At 69.1% G+C, this 18,827-nt stretch carries 18 protein-coding genes; 11 read left to right on the top strand and 7 right to left on the bottom strand.

Features of this window, described 5'->3' with window-relative positions; translation table 11 throughout:
• Window positions 1–95 precede the first annotated feature (95 nt).
• On the top strand, window positions 96–389 hold the full coding sequence (locus L632_RS0103700; protein ID WP_028711586.1) for a YggT family protein: 294 nt from the start codon (window positions 96–98) through the stop codon (window positions 387–389).
• Complete coding sequence (gene recQ / locus L632_RS0103695; protein ID WP_028711585.1) at window positions 390–2,423, top strand: DNA helicase RecQ; 2,034 nt, start codon at window positions 390–392, stop codon at window positions 2,421–2,423.
• 568 nt (window positions 2,424–2,991) lie between these two features.
• Here recQ and L632_RS0103690 read toward each other — a convergent pair.
• From L632_RS0103690 to fliF, 7 genes are all read right to left on the bottom strand, one after another.
• Entirely contained in the window at window positions 2,992–6,087 is a 3,096-nt protein-coding gene (locus tag L632_RS0103690; protein ID WP_028711584.1) for an efflux RND transporter permease subunit, read from the bottom strand.
• Window positions 6,084–7,184, bottom strand: coding sequence for an efflux RND transporter periplasmic adaptor subunit (locus tag L632_RS0103685; RefSeq protein WP_028711583.1), 1,101 nt, complete (start codon window positions 7,182–7,184; stop codon window positions 6,084–6,086). Before L632_RS0103685 ends, L632_RS0103690 begins: the two co-directional genes overlap by 4 nt.
• Window positions 7,181–8,245, bottom strand: coding sequence for an efflux RND transporter periplasmic adaptor subunit (locus tag L632_RS0103680; RefSeq protein ID WP_036697273.1), 1,065 nt, complete (start codon window positions 8,243–8,245; stop codon window positions 7,181–7,183). The genes L632_RS0103685 and L632_RS0103680 overlap by 4 nt, the downstream gene beginning before the upstream one ends.
• Window positions 8,246–8,447: 202 nt before the next feature.
• Window positions 8,448–9,173 carry a flagellar type III secretion system pore protein FliP gene (fliP, locus tag L632_RS0103675; RefSeq protein WP_028711581.1) on the bottom strand — a complete coding sequence of 242 codons (726 nt, stop codon included), beginning with the start codon at window positions 9,171–9,173 and terminating at the stop codon, window positions 8,448–8,450.
• Entirely contained in the window at window positions 9,170–9,427 is a 258-nt protein-coding gene (locus L632_RS0103670) for a FliM/FliN family flagellar motor C-terminal domain-containing protein (RefSeq protein ID WP_028711580.1), read from the bottom strand. The genes fliP and L632_RS0103670 overlap by 4 nt, the downstream gene beginning before the upstream one ends.
• A 2-nt stretch (window positions 9,428–9,429) precedes the next feature.
• Window positions 9,430–9,990: a hypothetical protein gene (locus L632_RS0103665; RefSeq protein WP_028711579.1), complete on the bottom strand. Its 561-nt coding sequence runs from the start codon at window positions 9,988–9,990 to the stop codon at window positions 9,430–9,432.
• Complete coding sequence (fliF, locus tag L632_RS0103660; RefSeq protein WP_051476373.1) at window positions 9,987–11,561, bottom strand: flagellar basal-body MS-ring/collar protein FliF; 1,575 nt, start codon at window positions 11,559–11,561, stop codon at window positions 9,987–9,989. Before fliF ends, L632_RS0103665 begins: the two co-directional genes overlap by 4 nt.
• A gap of 112 nt (window positions 11,562–11,673) precedes the next feature.
• Here fliF and fliL point away from each other — a divergent pair, with 112 nt between their 5' ends.
• Genes fliL through L632_RS22070 form a run of 9 tightly spaced genes read left to right on the top strand, consistent with a single transcriptional unit; the run spans window position 11,674 to window position 18,574 of the window.
• Window positions 11,674–12,156: a flagellar basal body-associated protein FliL gene (fliL, locus tag L632_RS0103655; protein ID WP_028711578.1), complete on the top strand. Its 483-nt coding sequence runs from the start codon at window positions 11,674–11,676 to the stop codon at window positions 12,154–12,156.
• On the top strand, window positions 12,153–12,500 hold the full coding sequence (locus L632_RS0103650) for a hypothetical protein (RefSeq protein ID WP_028711577.1): 348 nt from the start codon (window positions 12,153–12,155) through the stop codon (window positions 12,498–12,500). The genes fliL and L632_RS0103650 overlap by 4 nt, the downstream gene beginning before the upstream one ends.
• Window positions 12,493–13,035 carry a MotE family protein gene (locus L632_RS0103645; RefSeq protein ID WP_028711576.1) on the top strand — a complete coding sequence of 181 codons (543 nt, stop codon included), beginning with the start codon at window positions 12,493–12,495 and terminating at the stop codon, window positions 13,033–13,035. The genes L632_RS0103650 and L632_RS0103645 overlap by 8 nt, the downstream gene beginning before the upstream one ends.
• Before the next feature lie 9 nt (window positions 13,036–13,044).
• Entirely contained in the window at window positions 13,045–13,911 is an 867-nt protein-coding gene (gene motA / locus L632_RS0103640) for a flagellar motor stator protein MotA (protein WP_028711575.1), read from the top strand.
• On the top strand, window positions 13,908–14,195 hold the full coding sequence (locus L632_RS0103635; protein ID WP_028711574.1) for a hypothetical protein: 288 nt from the start codon (window positions 13,908–13,910) through the stop codon (window positions 14,193–14,195). The genes motA and L632_RS0103635 overlap by 4 nt, the downstream gene beginning before the upstream one ends.
• On the top strand, window positions 14,192–16,279 hold the full coding sequence (locus L632_RS0103630) for a flagellar biosynthesis protein FlhA (protein ID WP_051476372.1): 2,088 nt from the start codon (window positions 14,192–14,194) through the stop codon (window positions 16,277–16,279). The genes L632_RS0103635 and L632_RS0103630 overlap by 4 nt, the downstream gene beginning before the upstream one ends.
• Window positions 16,276–17,034, top strand: a complete 759-nt coding sequence (locus tag L632_RS0103625) for a flagellar biosynthetic protein FliR (RefSeq protein ID WP_028711572.1) — start codon at window positions 16,276–16,278, stop codon at window positions 17,032–17,034. The genes L632_RS0103630 and L632_RS0103625 overlap by 4 nt, the downstream gene beginning before the upstream one ends.
• Window positions 17,031–18,134 carry a flagellar type III secretion system protein FlhB gene (gene flhB / locus L632_RS0103620; RefSeq protein ID WP_028711571.1) on the top strand — a complete coding sequence of 368 codons (1,104 nt, stop codon included), beginning with the start codon at window positions 17,031–17,033 and terminating at the stop codon, window positions 18,132–18,134. Before L632_RS0103625 ends, flhB begins: the two co-directional genes overlap by 4 nt.
• Complete coding sequence (locus tag L632_RS22070) at window positions 18,131–18,574, top strand: hypothetical protein (protein WP_198019305.1); 444 nt, start codon at window positions 18,131–18,133, stop codon at window positions 18,572–18,574. The genes flhB and L632_RS22070 overlap by 4 nt, the downstream gene beginning before the upstream one ends.
• Window positions 18,575–18,827: the final 253 nt, after the last annotated feature.

Below are 18,827 nucleotides of genomic sequence, written 5' to 3'. Positions count from 1 at the left end.
CCGGGGCGTCAATCGGAACGCTGCGGCCATGCTTGCAGCTTGCGCAAGGCGGATGCCTGCCTTACCTGTCCGGGGAACAGCCGGAAGGGAATGGAATGGGCACGCTCTACGAAGCCTTGATGCTGATACTCGACGTGGTCTGGTTCGTGATGATCGCCCATATCATCATGTCCTGGCTGATCAACTTCCAGGTGCTGAACCTGCGCCAGCCGCTGATCTGGCAGGTCTGGAACGGGCTCAATCGCCTGCTGGAGCCGATCTATGCCCCGGTGCGGTCCATCCTGCCCAATACCGGCGGGCTGGACCTGGCGCCGCTGGTGGTGTTCATCGCCATCATCATCCTGCAGCGCGCGCTCGCCAACAACGCCGGCTGGTTCTACGGCTTCTAGATGTCGGCCGCCCCCCTCCTGCGGCAGGTCTTCGGCTTCGACGCCTTCCGTCCGGGGCAGGAGGAGATCGTCGATGCCGTCGCCGCCGGCCGCGATGTGCTGGCGATCATGCCGACCGGAGGCGGCAAGTCGCTGTGCTACCAGCTGCCGGCGCTGATGCGCGACGGGCTGACCGTGGTGATCTCGCCGCTGATCGCGCTGATGCGCGACCAGGTGCGGGCGCTGACCGAGGCGGGCGTGGCGGCGGCGGCGCTCACCTCCGGCAATTCGGACGAGGAAAACAGCGAGGTCCTGCGGGCGATGGCTGCCCGCGAGCTGCGGCTTCTGTATATGGCGCCGGAACGATTGGCCTCGGGCGCGACCATCCCGATGCTGCGCCGCGCCGGCGTGCAGGCCATCGCCGTGGACGAGGCGCATTGCGTCAGCCAATGGGGCCACGATTTCCGCCCCGACTACCTGCGCGTGGGCGAGCTGCGCCGGGCGCTGGCGGTGCCGCTGGCCGCCTTCACCGCCACGGCAGATGCCGAGACGCGCGAGGAAATCGTCAAGCGCCTGTTCGACGGCGCCCAGCCGCAGATCTTCCTGCGCGGCTTCGACCGGCCGAACATTCACCTGGCCTTCCAGCCCAAGGACGGGCCGCGCCGGCAGATCCTCGACTTCGCCGCCGCCCGCCGCGGCCAGTCCGGCATCGTCTATTGCGGCACCCGCGCCAAGACCGAGACGCTGGCCGGGGCGCTGAACGACGCGGGCCTTGCCGCCGCCGCTTATCACGGCGGCATGGAGGCCGACCTGCGCCGCGAGGTCGAGACCCGCTTCCAGCGCGAGGACGGGCTGATCGTGGTCGCCACCGTGGCCTTCGGCATGGGCATCGACAAGCCCGACATCCGCTGGGTCGCCCATGCCGACCTGCCGAAATCCATCGAGGCCTATTACCAGGAGATCGGCCGCAGCGGCCGCGACGGCGCCCCGGCCGAGACGCTGACGCTTTACGGCCCCGACGACATCCGCCTGCGCCGCGGCCAGATCGACGAGGGGCTGGCCCCGGCCGAGCGCAAGGCCGCCGACCATGCCCGGCTGAACGCGCTGCTGGGCCTGGCCGAGGCGACCGCCTGCCGCCGCGTCGCCCTGCTGTCCTATTTCGGCGAAGAGGCGACGCCCTGCGGCAATTGCGACATCTGCGACAACCCGCCCGAATGTTTCGACGCGACCGAGGCGGCGCAGAAGGTGCTGTCGGCGGTGCTGCGCACCGGCCAGACCTATGGCGCCGGCCATGTCATCGACGTGCTGACCGGCACCATGACCGACCGCATCCGGGGCCGCGGCCATGACCGGCTGCCGACCTTCGGCTGCGGGCGCGACCTGTCGAAGGCGCAATGGCAGGCGGTGATCCGGCAGATGCTGGGCCGCGACCTGATCCGGCCCGACCCGGAACGCCATGGCGGCCTGGCCATCACCGCCGCCGCCCATCCCGTGCTGCGCGGCGAGGCGCGGATCACCCTGCGCCGCGACGCCATGACCCGCGCCCGTCCCGCCGTGGTGGTCCGCGCCTCGGTCGACGAGGAGGACGCGCCGCTGCTCTCGGCGCTGAAGGCCAAGCGGCGGGCGCTGGCCGAGGCGGCGCGTGTGCCGGCCTATGTCATCTTTCCCGACCGCACGCTGATCGAGATGGCGCAGAGCCGTCCCCGGACGCTGGACGAGATGGCGCGGGTGAACGGCGTCGGCGCCAAGAAGCTGGAAAGCTATGGCGAGGAATTCCTGCGCGTCATCGCCGGCGAGGTGGCGCCGATGCATCCGGCACGCCGGGCGCTGGCCGGTCGCGCCTCGGGCGCATTGTTCGACCGGCTGGCCGAGGCCCAGGCCCGGCTGATGCGCGGCGAGGACGGCACGGAAAAGCCGCTCTCGGTCGGCAATTCCGCCCTGCGCCGCATCGCCGAGGACCGACCGCGCGACCTGTCGCGCTATCTGGACGCGGCGCGGCTGGAGCGTTTCGGCCCCGCCTTCGCCGCCGAGATCACCGCCGACCCCGAGGGCTGAACGGGGCAGGAGGCCCGATGCCGGCTTTTCGGCAGCAACGGGGCGCGTCGCCGGACCGCGGGCGATGGCGTAGCAGAGGGGATGCGGTTTCTGTGGGCCCATGCAGGCGATTTCGCGGCGGCGATGTCCGGCTTTGCGTCCCGGACGGCCCTACGGGCAGCGGCGGTCGAGCCATCCGGCCGTGGCGTCGCCCTTTGCCGCTTCGATGCCCAGTCGGATCTGGCGATGTCTCCGGGAACGCCTTTTCCGCTTCCTCAGGGCTGATGGACTTCGGAACCAATGCTTAAGGGATTCCGAGGATGGCGCCCATCATCCCGGATAAAGCGCGTCCCCGGCTGGGGATTTTTCCCGACACCGCGCATCGGACCGGATGGAGGCCGGAGCCATATTCCCGGCATGACGCGACGCCCCAGGCCCGGGCTCGGCGCGGCCAGGGGCGGTTTTCACGCCGGGCCGGCCTTCGCGCCGCTGTCCGCTCCGCGCGATAAGCGTGAAGATGCGCCGCTGCTCCGGCTTCGGGCCCGGGCGGCGGCCCGCACGGCAATCTGCCTGATCCTCGCGCCCTGCCTCATTCATGCGCGGCGGCGCGGGCGCGGTCCTCGGGGCTGGGCATCGGGTCGCCTTCGGGCGGGCGCACGCCGAACACCGCGCAATAAAGCGCCGGGACGAAGATCAGCGTGACCAGCGTGCCGGCGATGATGCCGCCCATCATGGCAAAGGCCATCGGCCCCCAGAACACCTGCCGCGAGATCGGGATCAGCGCCAGGCTGGCAGCCGCCGCCGTCAGCAGGATCGGGCGGGCGCGGCTGTCCGAAGCCTCGAAAACCGCGTCCCATCTGGCATGGCCGCGCGCGATCAGTTCCTGCACCTCGTGCACCAGGATGACCGAATTGCGGATCAGGATGCCGATCAGCGCCAGGATGCCCAGGATGGCGACGAAGCCCATCGGCACGCCGAAGGGCAGAAGCGCCGCCACCACGCCGATCAGACCCAGCGGCGCGGCGGCAAAGACGATGAAGGACAGCCGGAAGCCCTGCATCTGCACCATGACCAGGGCCGCCATGATCAGCAGCATGATCGGCACCACCGCGGCGATGGGCTCCTGGCTTTCGGCCGAGGTCTCGACCGTGCCGCCCACCGTCACCCGGACGCCGGGGGGCAATCCGGCCTGGAAGCGCGCGACCTTGTCGGCCAGCGCCTCGACCAGCGTGGCCGGCTGGTCCTTGCTGGCGATATCGGCCTTGACCGTCACCGTCGGCAACCCGTCGCGCTGCATGATCAGCGGCTGTTCGGTATCGTATTCCAGCTGTGCGAGCGAGGCGAGCGGGATCGGCATGCCGGTGGCCGTGGCCAGCTGCAGGTTCTGGATCGATTCCAGCGATTCGCGATCCGCCTGCGAACCGCGCGCCGTGACGTCGATCAGGAAGATCCCGTCGCGCAGCTGGGTGATGGTGCGGCCGTTGAACGTGCCCGACAGCGCCCCCGAGATATCCTCGTTCGTCAGCCCCAGCCGGCGCGCCTGGTCCTGGTTCACCTGCAGCCGCACCACCCGGGCGGGCTCGTTCCAGTCCAGCGCGATGTCGCGCAGCCGCGGCTCGGTCGCCAGCAGCGCGGCAAGCTCGCGCGCCGCGTCGCGCGCCTGGTCCAGGTCGGGCGACGAAACGCGGTATTGCACCGGCTTGCCGACCGGCGGCCCGATCTCGAGATTCTTGACATAGAGGTCGGTGCCGATCAGCTCGCGCTGGCCGAATTCGACCAGCCGCGCCTTGAGCCGGTCGCGCGCCGCCAGATCCGGGGTCTGGATCACGATCTGGCCCATATAGGGGCCGGGGGTCGGCACATCCATCGACAGCACGAAGCGCGGCGCGCCGCGGCCGACATAGGTGGTCCAGAACAGCGCGTCCGGTTCCTCGGCCAGCATCGCCTCGATCCTGGCCATGTCGGCATCGGTCTTGGCGATCGAGGCATTGGCGCGTTCGGTCACGTCCAGGATGATCTCGGTCCGGTCCGAGGTCGGGAAGAACTGCTGCTCGACGAAGCGCATGCCGACCACCGAGGCGCCGAAGACGGCCATGGTGATGGCGATGGTCAGCCATTTGCGCCGCATCCCCCAAAGCAGCAGGCCGTGGAACTGCCGCCTGAGCCAGCTCGGCCGTTCCGGCTTGTGCGCCATGGTCGCGGGCAGCATGGTGACGCCCAGAAGCGGCGCGAACAGCACCGCCACGATCCAGCTGACGATCAGCGAGACCGCGATCACCACGAACAGCGAAAAGGTGAACTCGCCGGCCGCCGAGCTGTTCAGCCCGATGGGGATGAAGCCCGCCACCGTGACCAGCGTGCCGGTCAGCATCGGGAAGGCGATGGAACTCCAGGCGTAGCTGGCGGCGCTCTCCAGGCTGTCGCCGACCTCGAGCCGCGAGATCATCGTCTCGATGGCGATCATCGCGTCGTCGACCAGCAGCCCCAGCGCGATGATCAACGCCCCGAGCGAGATGCGCTGCAGGGTGATGCCATAGACGTCCAGGATCACGAAGGTGATCGCCAGCACCAGCGGAATGGTCAGCGTCACCACCAGCCCGGCGCGCAGGCCCAGGCTGACGAAGCTGACCAGCAGCACGATGGCCACCGCCTCGACCAGCGCCTGCACGAAATGACCGACCGCCTCGTCCACCACATGCGGCTGGTCGGCGAACTTGGCCATCTCGATGCCGATGGGCAGGCCGCGCGCCACCTCGGCCATCAGCGCATCGACCTCCTGGCCGAATTCCAGGATGTTGCCGCCGTCGCGCATGCCGATCTGCAGGCCGATGGCCGGCTTGCCGTTATAGCGGAACAGCGCGCTGGGCGGGTCCTCGTAGCCGCGCTGCACGGTCGCCACGTCGCCGATGTTGAAGAAGCGGTCGCCGACCCGCAGGTTCACCGCCGCGATCGAGGCCGCGTCGTCGAACTGGCCGCCGACGCGCACCAGCACCTGCTCGGGCCCGGCCTGCACGATCCCCGAGGGCGAGATGGCGTTCTGCACCGCCAGCGTCTGCACCACCTGGTTGTGGTTCAGCCCCAGCGAGGCCAGCCGCGCCGAGGAGAATTCCAGATAGATCTGTTCCTTGCGCACCCCCAGCAGCGAGGTCTTGCCCGCCATGGGCAGCGCCTGGACCTGCTTGCGGATGTCCTCGACCCGGTCGCGCAGCTCGCGCTGGGTGAAGCCGTCCGAGGTGAAGGCGTAGATATTGCCGAAGACGTCGCCGAAATCGTCGTTGAACTGGAAGCCCTGGAATTCCTGGGGGAATTCCGGGCGGATGTCCGACATCATGTTGCGGACCCGCTTCCAGACCTCGGGGACCTGCGGGCCGCGGATGGTCGGGTCCAGCTCCAGATAGACCACCGACTGGCCCGGCATGGTGACCGAGCGGGTGAATTTCAGCTCGTCCAGCTCCTCGAGCTTGGTCTCGATCCGGGTGGTGACCTGATTCAGCGTGTCCTCGATGGTGGCGCCGGGCAGCGAGGCGCTGATCACCATGATCTTGATGGTGAAATTCGGGTCCTCCTCGCGGCCGAGGCGCAGATAGCTCAGCGTGCCGGCGACCATCGAGACGATCAGCAGGAACCACACCAGCGAACGGTGGTGCAGCGCCCAGTCGGAAAGATTGAAGCCGCGTCGGGTCATGGTGTCACGCCTGGTCCCACGGATTGGCCCTCGGTCAGGGAATGGATGCCGCGGATCACCACCTCCTCGCCCGGGGACAGGCCCGAGGCGACGGTGACGCTCCGGCCGATCGGCTGGCCCAGGACCTCGATCCGGCGCAGCGAGACGGTGCCTTGGTCGCCCTCGCGGCTGACCACCCAGACATGCGCGCCGTCGTCGCGCTGCAGGATCGCGGCCTCGGGCAGGACCAGCCGCGCGGCGGCGGCGCCGGCGGGCCGGGCACGCACCAGCGCCCCCAGGCGCAGGTCGGCGTCCTCGCCAAGCGCCAGGTGGATGCGCCGGGTCCGGGTCACGGCATCGGCGACCGGCTCGATCTGCGAGACGGTGGCCGGCAGGATGCGCTCGGGCTCGTTTTCCGACCAGACCTCGTAGGGGTCCCCCGGCCCGACGCGGGAAAGCACGGTATCGGGCAGGTCGATCACCGCCTCGATTCCGTCCTGGGTCGAAAGCCGCAGCACCGGCTCGCCGGCGCTGACCACGGCGCCGGCATTGGCGAAGACCGCGCTGATCACCCCGTCGAAAGGTGCGCGCATTTCCGCGAAGCCTTCGGCGTCGCGGGCGCGGATCAGCTCGGACTGGGCCTGCTGCTCGGTCGCCTGCGCCGCGGCCAGGGCGCGCTCGACCTGTTCCAGCTGCGCGGTCGAGGCGACGTTGCGCCGTGCCAGCGCGCGGGTGCGTTCGGCACTGGCCTGGGCGGTGCGCAGCTCCACCTGCGCCGCCTCGACCGCGGCCTGGGCGGCGCGGACATCGCCCTGAAGATCGTCCGGGTTCAGCGTGGCCAGCACATCGCCCTGGCGGACCACATCGCCGATATCGACATTGCGCGCGGTGACGCGGCCCAGGGTCTGGAAGCCCAGGGCGACCTCGATCCGGGCCGCGATCACCCCGGGAACGGAATGGCCGGCTGCCTGGGCGTCGCTGACCAGGGTGCTGACCACGGGGCGCGGAGCCGCCTCGGGCTGGGCGGGCGGCTTGCGCCAGGGCAGGGTGAAGCCCGCTGCCGTGCCAGCCAGCAGGGTCAGCGCCAGAAATGCCGGGACCAGGGTCTTGCGCATCATTCCTGCCTCGACGGTTTGGATGCGTCCGCGACCTCGCGGCCGGGATAGAGCAGCTGCGATCCGGCCCCGACCACGGTCTGGCCGGGCTCGATGCCGGCGCGCAGGATCACCGTGCCGTTGGCGAAACGCTCGATCTGGACCGAGGCCAGCGAGACGCGGCCGTCGCCCCCCACCAGCCAGACGGCCGGTTTCCCATCCGCGGCGGTCAGCGCGGTCCAGGGCACGGCGATGCCGGTGCCGGCCGGGAAATGCACCGCCCCCCGCACCGCCGCGCCCAGCAGGCTGGCGGTCGGCGGGGCATCCTCGATCTCGGCCCGCACCGTGACCGAGCCCGTGGCCGGATCGACCAGGGGCGCGATCTCGGTCACCCGCGCCCGCATATGCAGATCGGCAAGATCGATGCCGGTCAGCGTCACCGGCGCGCCGATCGCGCCGCGCAGCAGCGGCGTGTCGGGGGTCTGGAACACCGCCTCGCGTCCCGTCGCCGAAGCCAGCGAGATCACCGCCTGCGCCGCGCCCACGATCTGGCCCGGCTCGGCCCGGCGGGCGGTGACGATGGCATCCGCGGGGGCCCGGATCACCGTGTCCTCCAGCGCGCGCTGCGCCTGGCCCAGGGCAGAGCGGGCCTGCGCCAGGCCGCCGCTGGCCGCCGACAGCGCCTGGCTTGCGGCATCCAGCGCCGCGCGGGTGCCCACGCCGCGATTCAGCATCGCCTGGGCGCGCTCCAGGGCCTGGCGGGCCTGGGCTTCGGCCGCCTCGGCCGAGGCGACCCCCGCCTGCGCCACGCGCAGTGCCTGTTCCTGCTGCAGCGGATCGGTCCGCGCCAGGGCCTGGCCCTGGGCGACATGGTCGCCCTCGCGCACCAGCACCTCGGTGACGCGCCCGCCCAGGCGGAAGCCGATATCGACGCTGTCCTTGGCCTGGATCGTCCCGGCCAGGGCGGCGTCGAAGGTCAGCTCGGTCCGCTGGACCTGCACGAACTCAACCGGCAGCGCCGTCTCGGCCCGGACCGGCGCGGCCAGCAGAAGCGCTGCAAAGATCAGCATGGTCAGGCGTGGCATGGCTATCCCGTCGTCCGTTTCCCATCCGATGCCCAAATCCCGCGCTCCTGAAAAGCCCCCGGGCGCAGTGACCTTGCGGACACCAGGCCCCGCCCGGCCGATTTTCGCCGTCGGCTGTCGGCACGGCCGCATTCCGCCCTGGCCCGCCCCGCCGGGTCTTGGTCTTGGCGGATTCCGGTCCCGGACCCGGCCGGGCGGCCTGCTATTGATAACTTCGCACCAGCGCGGCCGCAATCATGCCCCAGCCGTCGACGACGACAAAGAACGCCAGCTTGAAGGGCAGCGCGACCATGACCGGAGGCACCATCATCATGCCCATCGACATCAGCACCGCCGAGACCACCAGGTCGATGATGAGGAACGGCAGCGCGACCAGGAAGCCGATCTCGAAGGCGCGCTGGATCTCGCTGAGCATGAAGGCGGGGATCAGCACCGACAGCCGGTCGGGCGGCGCCTTGGGATCGGGCGCGACCTCGGCCAGGGCGGCCAGCATGCCGGGATCAGTCCTGATCTCCATGAAGCCGCGGAAGGGGACGATGCCGCGCTGGAAGGCCTGCTCGACGCTGATCCGGCCGTCGCGCAGCGGCGCGCCGGCGACGTTCCAGGCCTCGGACAGCACCGGGCTCATCACGAACCAGGTCAGGAACATCGCCAGGCTGACGATCAGCATGTTTGGCGGCGATTGCTGCAGGCCCAGCGATTGCCGCAGGATCGACAGCACCGTCACGATGAAGGGAAAGCAGGTCACCATGATGGCGATGCCGGGTGCCAGAGACAGCGCCGTCATCACCGCCAGCAGCGTGACCGCATGCCGCCCGACCCCGCCAGAGACCGCGTCGAGCCCCGCCGTGTCGAACAGCGGCAGGTCCTGCGCCGCCGCGGCCTGGGGCAGGAACAGGGCCGCAAGGACAAGAAGCAGCCGGATCACGATGCGCTGGCCGGACCAAGGATGCGGACGCAGAGCCGGTTGTCGGTCTCGTCGCCCGACACCAGTTCGCCGCGGGCGATGACCCGGTCGCCGACGCAGATCTCGACCCCGTCGGACATGTCCTGATCCAGTGTCAGGACATCGTCCGGCCGCAGGCGGGAAAGCTCGGCCACGGAAAGCTGCGTGCCGCCCAGCCGGATGGTGATTTCCACCTGGATCTGGTCGGTTGCAATCAGGCTGGCGAGATCGTCCATGATCATTCCTCGGTCTTGATGTCGTCAATGATGGATTTCAGCGCGGCGGTGACGAGCGAAGGTTCGAAGGTGATCGCGCCCTGGCCCGAGGCCAGCTCGACCAGGTCCTGGCCGGCAGCCGGGGGCTCGATCCGCACATCCCCCAGCCCGGCCCGGGCAAGGCAGTCGGCGAGGTCGGGATGCAGGTCTTCGGGACAACGGATGGTCAGAACCCGGCCGGGGGCATGTTCGATCAGACGGGCCATCTCTTGCGCCAGGGCCAGACGCAGCCGCTCCATTTCCGCGCGTGGACCCAGCAGGTCCACGACGGCATGCAGCACGGGGACCAGCGCGTTGCGGATTTCCCGGCGCAGGGCTTCCTCCCTTTCAAGGCTCGCCGACAGGTCCTTGCGCAGATCGGCCAGGGCCCCGGTCAGGGCATCGAGGCTGAGCTCGCGCCCTTCGGCCAGGCCTTTTTCGTAGCCGTCGTGAAAGGCGCCGTCCCGCGCCATCGCGGCGGCCAGCTGCGCGGCGTCCGAAGGGCCCGAGGAGAACGAGTCGAGGCGAAGTGCGGCGGGTCTCATACGGCATCCTCACGCTTCTCGATCCAGCCCGACAGGATCTGCAGGCTTTCGTCCTTGCGCGATTTCATCAGTTCCTTGAGCCGTCCGACCGGATCGGCGTCGCCCGCGGCCATCGGCGTAAAGTCGATTTCGGGGACGACGTTCGGAATGGCCGGCGCCGGCGCGGCATCGGCAGCGGTCCTGTCCGCCGCCAGGGCGGGCAGCGGCCCGGACCTGTCGAGCGCCGCCGGGGCCGCTCCGCCCCCGGTCCTCGACCTCAGCAGCGGGCGCAGCAGGAAGGCCGCCAGCGCCAGCGCGAAGAAGCCGACCAGCGCGATGCGGATGAAGCCGTTCAGGTCCAGCCTGGACAGGAAGCCGCCGGTGCTGGCAAGGGTGCCCGCCTCGGACAGCGTAGCGAAGGGCAGCGATTTCACGGTGATCGCATCGCCGCGCGCCTCGTCGAAGCCGACGGCCGAGGCGACCAGCTCGCGGATCGCCTGCAGTTCGGCCTCGTCGCGCGGAACCAGCGCGGTTTCGCCATTCGCACCCGGTCGGGCGACGCCGTTGACCAGAACGGCCACCGTCAGGCGGCGGGTCGCGCCGGGCTGGCGCGTCACCTCGCGCGTGACCCTGCTGACCTCGAAATTCGAACGCTGGCGGGTTTCGGACCGCGAGGAGCGGCTCTGATCGCCGGAACTGCCCTGCCCTTCGGGCAGATTCGAGGCCGCAGTGACCACGCCCTGCTGCGCGTTGGTGCTCTGATCGGCGGTTTCCTCGTTTTCCTGCGAGATCAGCGCGCGTTCCTGCGGGTCGAAACGCTGCTCGGTCAGCAGTTCGGATTCGTTGACCACGTCCAGATGCAGCTCGACGATGGCGTTGCCATGGCCGACATGCGCGGCCAGGATGCGCTCGACATTGCGCTTCATGTCGGCCTCACGGTCCTCGCCGGCGAATTCCTCGCCCGACGAGACCACGCCCCGCTCGCTGTCGATCACGGCCACCCGATCCGCAGACATCCCCGGCACGCCGGAGGAAACCAGGAATTTCAGGGCCCTGGCCTGGCCGCGATTGATGGGCGTGCCGTCGGTCGTCAGCGTCACCGAGGCGGTCGCCTCGGCCTCGCGCCGATAGCCGCGGCCCTGGGGAACGGCAAGGTGCACGCGGGCCGCCTTGACATTCGGCAGCGCCAGGATGGTGCGTGCAAGCTCGCCTTCCTTCGCGCGCCAATAGGCGGCATCGAACATCTGCGATGTGGTGCCGAATCCCGACATGCCGTCGAGGATTTCGTATCCGGTGCCGCCGGCAGAAGGCAGCCCCTCGCCGGCAAGCGTCATGCGCAGCGCGTCGCGGCGGCTTTCCGCGACCCAGATCGAATCGCCCCGGATCTCGTAGGGGACGCCGGACTTCTCGACCGCGGCCATCACCGCGCCGGATTGCTGCGGGTCGAGGCCGGAATAGAGCAGCGCCATCCCGGGACGGCTGGCCATCCAGGAAAGCCCGGCAATCGCGGCAAATGTGAACAGAAAGGCCGCGGCCAGAATGGCCCTCTGCCTTGCGCTTCGTTCGCGCCAATAGTCTTGCAGCTTCAGCAAAACCGCCCCCTTCGAATCGCATCATCCTTGTGGCGACCTTGATGGCATGGGGCGATTAAGAATTGGTTAGCCCGCCGGTGATATCCAGACCCCAGACGGATGGAGAATCACCATGACCGATGTCGCCGACATCAATGCGGAAGAAAAGCCCCGCGGGGGGATCGGCCGCATCCTGCTGCCGCTGGGGCTTGCGCTTGTGCTGGGCGGGGCTGGCTTTGCCTCGACCTATCTGGGTTTCTGGTCGCCGCTGTCGCTTCTGGCGCCAAGGGCGGAAAAGGTACAGGCCGAAGCCGTCCCGGCGGTCGATTTCGTCGATCTTCCCCAGATCGTGCTGACGCTGGCCGGGCCCAGGTCGCGGACCCTGGTGATGACGGTCAAGATCGAGACCGACCAGAGCCACCGGGCCGCGGTCGAGCATCTGATCCCGCGCCTTCTGGACAGCTTCAACGGCTTTCTCGCGGATATCGACGGCTCGGCCTTCGAAAAGCGCGGAATACTGGAGATCGTCCGCGACGAGCTCGCGACCCGCGCGGTCTTCGTCCTGGGCAAGGAGGCGTTCACCGATGTCCTCATCACGGAGTTCAGGGTCCAATGACGATAGCGCAGCTTTTGCAGATCGCTCTGATCGCCTTCACCATCGGCCTGTCGGGCTTCTGCTTCGCGCTGGCGCGCCGCCTGCGCAAGCTGAACGACCTGGAGACCGGGCTGGGCGGCGCCATAGCCGTGATGACCAGCGAGATCGGCCGGCTGGAGAGGTCCATCCTGCTGGCCAAATCCGAGGCCACCAGCGCGACCCAGGCCCTTGCCGACGAGATCGAGCGTGCCAAGGAAGAGCGGGCCTTCTGGATGCTGCAGCAGAAATTCGCCGAGGCCGGACCGGCCCGCCCGGCGCGGCTGCAGCGTCGCCGCCGGCGCGAAGGGGTGGCAGCCGATGCGTAAGCCGATCCTGTCGTTTCTGGGCGGAGTGATGATCCTTGCCGCGGCCGGCCAGGCGGTGATGCTGATGGACGGCGTGTCGCGCCTGTCCGCCAATGCCGAGCCCTCGGCGCTGATGTCCGGCTGCACCGACGTTCCCGAGGCCGTCGCCCTGGCCGATACGCTGCGCGAGCGCGCGCTGCGCATCGACCGCTATATGCAGGACATCGACCGCCGCAAGGCCGAGATCGCCTTTGCCGAAAGGCAGCTGACCGAAAAGCTGGTCGAACTGCGCAAGCTGAAGCAGCAGATCGCCCAGGGCCACCAGGGCCAGAGCCAGGCGCAAGGCGAGGATATCGCGCGCCTGATCGCGGTCTATGACCAGATGAAGCCCGAACAGGCGGCCATGGTCCTGTCCAACCTGCCGCCCGACTTCGCCGCGCAGATCCTCGCCCGGGTCCAGCCGGAAACCGGCGCCCGCATCATGGCCTCGGTCGAGCCGGGCCATGCGGCGGTCCTGACCTCGTACATGGGCGCAATAAGAGCTGCCAGGAAATAGGTGTAACTCATGTTCGGCATGATCGGCATTGTCGTGACCTTCGCGATGGTCTTCGGCGGATATATCATGGCAGGGGGAAAGCTCGGGGTCATCCTGCATTCCCTGCCCTTCGAGATGATGATGATCGGAGGGGCGGCCATCGGCTCGTTCCTGCTTTCCAACGAGACCGTGGTGATCAAGCAGGCGCTGACCGGCATCGGCCGCTCGCTCAAGGGCCCGCGCTGGCACGAATCCGACCTGCAGGACGTGCTGTGCCTGCTGTTCCAGCTGCTGCGCATCGCGCGGTCCAGCCCGGTCGAACTGGAGGAGCATATCGAGAACCCCGAATCCTCGCCGATCTTTCAGGCCTATCCCCGGATCATGGCCGACGAGAACGCGGTGACGCTGATCACCGACACCCTGCGCTCGGCCAGCCTGAACTACGACGACCCCTATCAGGTCGAGGAAATGCTGTCCCAGCGCATCGGCCTGATGAACGAAGAGGCCATGCATGCGCCGCATGCGCTTCAGAACATGGCCGATGCGCTGCCGGCACTGGGAATCGTCGCCGCCGTCCTGGGGGTGATCAAGACCATGAGCGCCATCGACCAGCCGCCCGAGGTGCTGGGCAAGATGATCGGGGGGGCGCTGGTCGGCACCTTCCTCGGCGTGTTCCTCGCCTATGCGATCGTGGCCCCCTTCGCCCAGCGGCTCGGGGCGGTGACGAAGCAGGATCAGGCCTTCTACGACGTGATCAAATCCGTGCTGGTTGCGGGCCTGCACCAGCACGCCACCAATCTTTGCGTCGAGGTGGGCCGCCAGTCGGCGCCGGAACATGTCCGCCCGTCTTTCGGAGATGTCGAGAACGCGCTGCGCGAGTTGAAGAGGGCATCGTGATCGCCCTCCTCATCCTGTCCGCGGCGCTGGCCGCCGAACCGGCCGGCAGCGCGGTCTCGACCCGCGACGGCCTGATCCGCGAGGCGACGGACTGGCTGCTCAGCGGCGAATCCCTGCCGCGCGACATCGATGAAAGGCTGATGCGGCTGCCTCCGGCCGACCGGATCGAGGTGCTGATCTTTCTGCGCCGGTCGGGAATGCTGATCGGACCCGGCTGGACCGTCGACCGCCTGCTGGCGCCAGCCAAACCCACAGGAAACCAGGCCAGGGGAGCCCAGGAATGAGCATTGCCGAGACGGGCCAGGGCGCGGGCTGGGCGGCGCGCCCGCTGATCATCACCGGCGTGCTGCTGCTGATCGTGCTGTCCATGGTGATCCCGATGCCGGCGCGCCTGCTGGACCTGGGAATCGCGCTTTCCATCGCCAGCGCCGCCTTGATCCTGGTCATGGCCTCGCTGGTCGAGAAGCCGACGGACTTCCAGGCCTTTCCGGTGCTGCTGCTGATCTCGCTGCTGATCCGGCTGTCGCTCAACATCTCGTCCACACGGCTGATCCTGACCGACGGCCAGAGCGGGACCGCCGCCGCCGGCCATGTCATCCAGGCCTTCGCCGAATTCGTTGCCGGCGGCTCGCTGCTGGTCGGGCTGACCGTCTTTGCCGTGATCACGGTGGTGAACTTCATGGTCATCACCAAGGGCTCCGGGCGGATGGCCGAGGTCTCGGCCCGGTTCGCGCTGGATTCCCTGCCCGGCAAGCAGCTCGCCATCGACGGCGACCTGAACTCCGGCGCCATCGACCATGAGGAAGCCAAGCGCAGGCGGGCCCGCGAGCAGCGCGAGATCAGCTTCTTCGGCTCGCTCGACGGGGCTTCGAAATTCGTCAAGGGCGATGCCATCGCCGGCCTGGTGATCACGCTGATCAACCTGTTCGTCGGCCTGGCTGCGGGCGTGCTTGTGCACGGCATGCCGGTGGGCGAGGCGATGACCACCTATTCCAAGCTGACCATCGGCGACGGGCTGGTCAGCCAGGTTCCGGCGCTGATCACCTCGATGGCGGCGGCACTGCTGCTGTCGCGGGGCGGCGCCACCGAGACGACGGCCGACCTGCTGTCGCAGCAGCTCCTCAGCAACTGGCAGGTGCCCTTCGTCAGCGGGGTCGGGATGCTGGTCATCGGCCTGGTTCCCGGCATGCCGACGCTGGTGTTCTTCGGCCTGGCGGCGGTGCTGGGCACGGCCGCGTGGTTCAGCCGCAGCCGCCAGGGCAAGCCCCCGCCGGACAAGGCCGCGATGCCAGAGCCGCAGGCTGTCGCCCCGTCCCCGGCGCGCATCGGCGACGTGCTGGACACGGACGAGATCTGCGTCGAGATCGGCGCGGGGCTGATCCTCGGCGCGCTCGATCCGGCGCGCGGGCTGGGCCAGCGCATCACCAACCTGCGGCTGCATATCGCCCGGACCTATGGGCTGATCCTGCCCGATGTCCGCATCACCGACGGCACCGGCTTCGAGGATGGCGAATATATCATCCGCCTGCAGGGGGTGGTGCGCGGCAAGGGGGTTCTGCGGCCGCAGGGGGTGCTGGCCCTGGGCGCCGATTCCGCCCTGGAGGGGCTGGTCGGCGAAAGCGTGCGCGAGCCGGTCTATGGCAGCGCAGCGCGCTGGATCGCGCCGGACTGGCAGGACGAGGCGGCGATTGCCGGCGCCACCGTCGTGACCCCGATGGAGGTCCTGTCCACCCATCTGATGGAGGTGGTCAAGACCAACCTGCCGGCGCTGCTGACCATGTCCTCGATGCAGCGCATGATCCGCGAACTGGGCAGCGTTTCGGACGAGCACCGCGCGCAGCTGAACCAGCGGTTCTTCGACAGCATGGTGCCGGACAAGGTCTCGCCCGAGATGCTGCTGGCCGTGCTGCGCGGCCTGCTGGAGGAGCGTATCTCGATCCGCAACCTGGTGCTGATCACCGATGCTGTGCACGAGGCGCGCAATGCCGCCACGCCCGAAGCGGTCTATGAGCAGGTGCGCAAGCGGCTGCGCGGCCAGATCACCGAGCAGTTCCTGGACGCCGAGGGTCAGCTCGGCATCCTGCAGTTGCACCCGCAATGGGAGGCCGAGATCACCCGCGCCGAAGCCGAGGCGGCCAGGACGGGGGCAAGCGCCATCCCGCAGATCCAGAAACGGCTGGCCGAGGCGGTGCAGGCCGCCTTGCGCGACCAGCGGCCGGGTCCGGAGGCGGTGCTGGCCGTGCCCGATCACCGCCGGCGCCTGGTGCGGATGATGCTGGCCTCGGCCGGGATCGCGATGCCGGTTCTGGGGCTGGACGAGATCGACCCGGCCGCGCAGGTGCGGCTGCTGGGCTCGGTCGAAGCATGAGCCAGCTGCTGGCAGATCCGCGCATGGCGGCCGCGCTGACCGCGCTGCTGCTGACCTATTGCCGCGCGCAGGCCTGCTTCCTGATGCTGCCGGTCTTTTCCGAGCGCGCCATGCCCGTCAGGCTGCGCGCCGCGCTGGCCATGGCGGTCACGCCGCTGCTGGCCGAACATACGCCGCCGCCGGGCGAGATCGGCGGCCTGCTGCCCCTGGCCGCCCTGGCCGGGGCCGAGATCCTGTCGGGGCTTGCGCTGGGCGGGCTGGTGCGGCTTTTCGCCAGCGCGCTGGACATCGCTGCGACGGCTATCGCCGCCACGGCCTCGCTGTCGCAGCTGGTTGGCGCCGCCAATGAATATTCGCCCCATCCGATCGGCAACCTGATGCATGTCGCCGGCCTGGCCCTTCTGATGGCGCTGGGCTTTCCGGTCCTGGCCTGCGACCTTTTGCGCGAAAGCCTGGCGCTGCGGCCGCTGGGGGCCTGGCCGCAGATCCCGGACATCCTGCCGGGCGCCGTTTCCCTGACCCGGCAGAGCTTTGTCCTGGCCATGCTGCTGGCCGCGCCGTTCATCCTGGGCGGCTTTCTGTTCCAGGCGCTGTCGGGGATGATCAGCAAGGTGATGCCCGCCCTGCCGGTGGTCTTCATCGCCGCGCCGGGGGCGATTCTTCTGGCGCTTCTGGCGCTTGTCGTGCTGACGCCCACCATCCTTTCGGTCTGGGCCGAGGCCGTCCTGGCCATGATGGAAACCCTTCTCCGATGAGCCAGGACAACGACGACAAGCAATTCGACCCCACGGAAAGCAAGCTGCGCAAGGCGCGGCAGGAAGGCGACGTCCCGCGCTCGGCCGAGCTGCAATCGGCGCTGATGTATCTGGGCTTCTGGCTGGCGGCGCTGTTTGCCATGGGCTGGGCGGCCCCGGCCTGGACCGGCATGGCCGCCCGCGCCCTGGGCGGCGAGCCCTGGCCCGATGCCGAAGGCCGGGCGGTCGCCGATCTGGCGCGCGCCCTGGCCGGCCAGGCCGCTCTGGCCACGCTGGCGGGGGTGGCGATCATGGCGGTGCCGGTGGTGCTGGGCCTGGTGGTGCAGCGCTCGGTCGTGCTGACGCCCAAGAAGCTGCTGCCCGACGTCAAGCGCATCAATCCGGTCAAGAATGCGGCGCAGAAATTCGGGAAAAGCGGGCTCGTGACCTTCTCGATCTCTCTGGGCAAGGCCCTGCTGGTGGGTGTCGGGGGGTGGTTTCTCTATGCCTCGCTGCTGTCCTGGCTGCTGAACTCCGGCGTCATGGCAGATCTGCAATGGGTCGAGGGGCTGGGGCTGATCCTGCGCCGGGCGGCTCTGCTGGCGCTGGGCATCGGCGCGATCTTCGCCGGCATCGACCTGATCTGGAAGCGGCGGGAATACCTGAAGCGGCATCGCATGTCCCGGCAGGAAATGCAGGACGAACACAAGGAAAACGAGGGTGATCCCCACCTGAAGGCCGCGCGGCGGCAAAAGGGGGTCGACATCGTGCTCAGCACCATGCTGGCCGATGTGGAAAAGGCGGATGTGATCATCGTCAACCCCACGCATTACGCGGTGGCGCTGGAATGGAAACGCGGCAGCGGCCGGGCCCCGGTCTGCCTGGCGAAAGGGGTGGACGAGGTCGCCCGCCGCATTCGCGAGCGTGCGCATGAGCATCGGGTCCCGATCTGGTCCGATCCGCCCTGCGCGCGCGCGCTGCACGCCACGGTCGAGATCGGGCAAGAGATCAAGGCCGAGCACTTCGCCCCGGTCGCCGCCGCCATCCGCTTTGCCGAAGCCATGCGCAAGAAGGCGCGCGAGGGCTGGGGCGGCCTGCCCCGGCGCAAGGAGGGAACATGAGTCGCAGGCAGGACGCGCTTGGCGGGCTGGAACGCATCGCGCGGTTGAAGGCCGATCTGGAGATGCGGCGCCTTGCCGCCTTTCGCGCCCATGTCGAGGCCGCGCGCCATCGCGTCAGGCAATTGGAGGATGAGCTCGACACCCTCTATCGCGTCGAGCGGCCGTTTTCGATCGCCGAGGCGCGGCTGGCCAATGCCCTGGCGGGCGAGCGCAGCCGGGCGTTGCTGAATGCCGAACAGGAGCTTGCCCGGCTCCTGCCCGGCTACGAGCAGGCGCGACAGGCTGCGGCGCGCGAATTCGGCCGGGCCGAGGCTGTCCACTCCCTGCGAAAGCAGCTGATCGCCGAGGCGCGCCAGAACAGGCTGCGGCGCGGTGCGCTGGCCGATCCTGCAGGGCCGGGCGGCGCCTTGGGCCCTGCGTCCTGTCCCGGCGCCGGATGATGCGATGCCGGGCCGATCTCCATGGTGATCCTTGCCGCGATTTCCGCGGGACGAAGGCGTGGCGATCAGCGCCACCGATGCCGGCTCCGATGCTTCTCGCAGCACAAAAGCGCGCAGTTCATCGTATGCGGCCCTTTGCCGGCGGCCGAGAGATCGCCGACGCTGCAGCGCGGCTTTCCCGGACCGGACGCCCGGCTTGCCGTTTCCCAGGCCAATGCCACCGATACGGGACAAAGCTTCCATTGACGCATCA

The sequence above is a fragment of the Paracoccus sp. J39 genome (genome assembly GCF_000518925.1).
GTDB lineage: Bacteria > Pseudomonadota > Alphaproteobacteria > Rhodobacterales > Rhodobacteraceae > Paracoccus.
The sequence above is the reverse complement of the archived record's forward strand: the minus strand, read 5'-3'. Positions and strand labels throughout refer to the sequence as shown.

What these genes read in the sequence shown, in the direction of transcription:
- L632_RS0103630 (WP_051476372.1), top strand. Translation starts at nt 14,192, where the DNA reads ATGAGCATTGCCGAGACGGGCCAGGGCGCGGGCTGGGCGGCGCGCCCG.
- L632_RS0103700 (WP_028711586.1), top strand. Translation starts at nt 96, where the DNA reads ATGGGCACGCTCTACGAAGCCTTGATGCTGATACTCGACGTGGTCTGG.
- L632_RS0103685 (WP_028711583.1), bottom strand. Translation starts at nt 7,184, where the DNA reads ATGATGCGCAAGACCCTGGTCCCGGCATTTCTGGCGCTGACCCTGCTG.
- fliL (WP_028711578.1), top strand. Translation starts at nt 11,674, where the DNA reads ATGACCGATGTCGCCGACATCAATGCGGAAGAAAAGCCCCGCGGGGGG.
- L632_RS0103670 (WP_028711580.1), bottom strand. Translation starts at nt 9,427, where the DNA reads ATGGACGATCTCGCCAGCCTGATTGCAACCGACCAGATCCAGGTGGAA.
- L632_RS0103690 (WP_028711584.1), bottom strand. Translation starts at nt 6,087, where the DNA reads ATGACCCGACGCGGCTTCAATCTTTCCGACTGGGCGCTGCACCACCGT.
- L632_RS0103665 (WP_028711579.1), bottom strand. Translation starts at nt 9,990, where the DNA reads ATGAGACCCGCCGCACTTCGCCTCGACTCGTTCTCCTCGGGCCCTTCG.
- L632_RS22070 (WP_198019305.1), top strand. Translation starts at nt 18,131, where the DNA reads ATGAGTCGCAGGCAGGACGCGCTTGGCGGGCTGGAACGCATCGCGCGG.
- L632_RS0103650 (WP_028711577.1), top strand. Translation starts at nt 12,153, where the DNA reads ATGACGATAGCGCAGCTTTTGCAGATCGCTCTGATCGCCTTCACCATC.
- L632_RS0103680 (WP_036697273.1), bottom strand. Translation starts at nt 8,245, where the DNA reads ATGCCACGCCTGACCATGCTGATCTTTGCAGCGCTTCTGCTGGCCGCG.
- flhB (WP_028711571.1), top strand. Translation starts at nt 17,031, where the DNA reads ATGAGCCAGGACAACGACGACAAGCAATTCGACCCCACGGAAAGCAAG.
- motA (WP_028711575.1), top strand. Translation starts at nt 13,045, where the DNA reads ATGTTCGGCATGATCGGCATTGTCGTGACCTTCGCGATGGTCTTCGGC.
- L632_RS0103625 (WP_028711572.1), top strand. Translation starts at nt 16,276, where the DNA reads ATGAGCCAGCTGCTGGCAGATCCGCGCATGGCGGCCGCGCTGACCGCG.
- recQ (WP_028711585.1), top strand. Translation starts at nt 390, where the DNA reads ATGTCGGCCGCCCCCCTCCTGCGGCAGGTCTTCGGCTTCGACGCCTTC.
- L632_RS0103645 (WP_028711576.1), top strand. Translation starts at nt 12,493, where the DNA reads ATGCGTAAGCCGATCCTGTCGTTTCTGGGCGGAGTGATGATCCTTGCC.